This window comes from Mycobacterium sp. TH-M106 (assembly GCF_057473765.1).
This window is the reverse complement of sequence record NZ_JBYCLE010000591.1, coordinates 1-3,233: the sequence shown is the minus strand read 5'-3', so window position 1 is coordinate 3,233 and position 3,233 is coordinate 1. Positions and strand designations below refer to the sequence as shown.

Below are 3,233 nucleotides of genomic sequence, written 5' to 3'. Positions count from 1 at the left end.
GGTCCAGCGAATACTGCACCGACGTCGCCAAGATGCTCGGCGCGCCGATCTTCCACGTCAACGGCGACGACCCGGAGGCGTGTGTGTGGGTGGCGCGGCTGGCGGTGGATTTCCGGCAGAAATTTCACAAGGACGTCGTCATCGACATGCTGTGTTACCGGCGTCGCGGACACAACGAGGGCGATGACCCCTCCATGACCAACCCGTACATGTACGACGTGATCGACGCCAAACGCGGTGTGCGTAAGAGCTACACCGAAGCGCTGATCGGTCGCGGCGACATCTCGATGAAGGAAGCCGAAGACGCGCTTCGTGACTACCAGGGCCAGCTGGAGCGGGTGTTCAACGAGATCCGTGAGTTGGAGAAACATGCCGCGGAACCCAGCGAGTCGGTGGAGTCCCTCCAGATGATTCCGGCCCGGTTGTTCACCGGTATCGACAAGGCGCTCATGGCCCGCATCGGTGACGCGCACCTGGCTCTGCCGGACGGCTTCACTGTGCACCCGCGCGTGCAAACGGTGCTGGACCGGCGTCGGGAGATGGCTTACGAGGGCAAGATCGACTGGGCCTTCGCTGAGTTGCTTGCGCTGGGTTCACTGGTGGCCGAGGGCAAGCTGGTACGGCTGTCCGGCCAGGACACCCGCCGCGGCACGTTCTCGCAACGGCATTCGGTGCTCATCGACCGCAAGACCGGCGCTGAGTTCACTCCGCTGCGATTGCTGGCGGTCAACGAGGACGGGACGCCGAGCGGCGGCAAGTTCCTGGTGTACGACTCGCCGCTGTCGGAACTGGCCGCCGTGGGTTTCGAGTACGGCTATTCGGTCGGCAATCCGGACGCTGTCGTGTTGTGGGAGGCGCAGTTCGGTGACTTCGTCAACGGCGCCCAGACGGTCATCGACGAGTTCATCAGCTCCGGTGAAGCCAAGTGGGGCCAGTTGTCCGCGGTGGTGCTGTTGCTGCCACACGGTCACGAAGGCCAGGGTCCCGACCACACTACCGGGCGCATCGAGCGTTTCTTGCAGCTCTGGGCAGAGGGTTCGATGACGGTCGCGATGCCTTCGACGCCCGCGAACTATTTCCACTTGTTGCGCAGGCACGCCATGGACGGAATCCAGCGCCCGTTGATTGTTTTTACGCCGAAGTCGATGCTGCGCAACAAATCCGCAGTCAGCGACGTCAAGGACTTCACCGAAGTCAAGTTCCGCTCGGTGCTGGAGGAACCCAGCTACGAGGAAGGCGTCGGCGATCGCGACAAGGCGCGCCGGATTCTGTTGACCAGCGGCAAGCTTTACTACGAATTGGCCGCCCGTAAGGCCAAAGACAACCGCGACGACATCGCTATCGTGCGGATCGAGCAGCTGGCGCCGCTGCCGAAGCGCCGGCTGGCCGAAACCTTGGGCCGCTACCCGAATGTCAGCGAGTTCTTCTGGGTACAGGAAGAGCCGGCCAACCAAGGCGCGTGGCCGCGGTTCGGGTTGGAGCTGCCAGAGTTGTTGCCGGACAAGCTGACCGGGATCAAGCGCATCTCTCGGCGGGCCATGTCAGCGCCGTCGTCGGGGATGGCGAAGGTTCACGCCGTCGAACAGCACGAGATCATCGACGAGGCGTTCGGCTGAGCTTGCGAAGCCGAACGATCGAGGAGACCCCTGGAATCTACCCCCATGGATCATCTGGATCAGGTCGTGGATGTCTGCCATAGGGCGCTCACCGGCATGGCGAGCATTTTTGGCCCAAATGGCAGGGTCTGCGCTCCTGTGTGCATGACAATGCCGGCACGGAAACCGTCGCCGGTCCGCTGGGCCAGGTGCCGCAGTCCACGAAAGTCGGCGGGTCCGACAGTAGATGCCGCTTTGACCTCGATGCCAACAACATCACCGCATCGATGTTCAAGGACGGCGTCGACCTCGACTTGATCCCTGGTCCGGTAATGGAAGAGCGCAACGTCTTCGTCACACCAAGTCAGCTGGCGCGCCAGTTCCATCAGGACGAATCCCTCAAGGAGAGGCCCGAACTGACCCGTGGGCCGCAAGATGCTGCGGGTGTCCGCGCCGATCTGGTGCGCAGCGATACCGGAGTCGACGAACGCGAGCTTGGGGGCTGTCGTTGCTCTGGTACTGATATTTCGGGACCACGCCGGTACCCGCTTGACGAGAAAGACCTCTCCGAGCAGTGCGACATACTTCTTCACCGTTGTAGCTCCGAGCCCGAGTTCGTTGCCCAAGGTGGCGATGGACAGCAACTGCCCTGATCGAGCGGCCAGCATCTGGACCAATGCGCGCATCTCGGTTGTCCGCTCGATCTCCGACAATTGCTGCACATCGCGCGCGATCAGATCGCCGAGGTAGGAATCGAAAAAGCTGCGTCGGCGCCTGTCGTTGGTTCGTGCGACTGCCTCTGGGAAACCGCCACGAACAAGTCGCTCGGCGTACTCCGCTCGTGAAACCGTGGAGCTGTGACGCAGCTTGTCACCCTGAGCGAACACGGCGTCGATGAATCCGTCAGGGGCTCTGTCGATTTCCCCTTGGGAGAAGGGCCAGAGCTCAATAGTCTCCATTCGGCCCACGAGCGTGTCGGGTAGGGACCGTAGGCCGAGCACGCGCGCCGATCCGGTCAGCAGAAAGCGCCCGGGCGTGGGGTCTGCATCCACCTGAGCCTTGATCGACAGCAGTAGATCGGGTGCTCGTTGGATCTCGTCGATGACCATCGGACCGGATTGGTCGACGAAGCCGTCCGGGTCTTCAAGAGCGGCTTGGCGGGTCAGGGCGGTGTCCAGATCACGCCATTCGGCGTTGCGGCCCTTTGCCACGAGGCGAACCAGAGTGCTCTTGCCACTTTGGCGGGCACCGTTGACCAGCACCACTCGGGTGTCCTCCAGGGCCGCGTTCACGGCAGCCTCGGCGTGTCTGGGCAAAGCCGGTCCCAGCAGGGTCTGCATTCACCCATCCTCTGTCGAACTCGCCGAAGCACGTGGATCTGCCGCCACGATGCGCGTGGATCTGCCGCATAGTAGCCCGTGGATTTGCCGCTACTATACGCGTGGATCCGCCGCACTGTGTCGGTGTAACCGAAAACAACTGGCTGCGGTCGAGTCGGCGCAGCAGTGAGGCGATCTGGCTGAGGATCAGGAAGCCTTCGCGGGCGATGGGGGTGACTTCGTGGTGTCGGTCGAGTCGCCGGCAGTGGTTGATCCATCCGTTGGTGCGTTCGACAACCCGGCGGCGCGGCTGGACCCG

2 protein-coding genes are annotated in these 3,233 nt (G+C 62.9%); one reads left to right on the top strand and one right to left on the bottom strand.

Annotated features, from left to right (window positions below; genetic code table 11):
• On the top strand, positions 1-1,616 hold a 1,616-nt coding region (locus AC2VOP_RS20065; protein WP_486962598.1), incomplete at its 5' end, for a multifunctional oxoglutarate decarboxylase/oxoglutarate dehydrogenase thiamine pyrophosphate-binding subunit/dihydrolipoyllysine-residue succinyltransferase subunit.
• Positions 1,617-1,675: 59 nt separating this feature from the next.
• Here the strand turns inward: AC2VOP_RS20065 and AC2VOP_RS20060 are convergent.
• Positions 1,676-2,860: an ATP-binding protein gene (locus AC2VOP_RS20060; protein WP_486962597.1), complete on the bottom strand. Its 1,185-nt coding sequence runs from the start codon at positions 2,858-2,860 to the stop codon at positions 1,676-1,678.
• Positions 2,861-3,233: the final 373 nt, after the last annotated feature.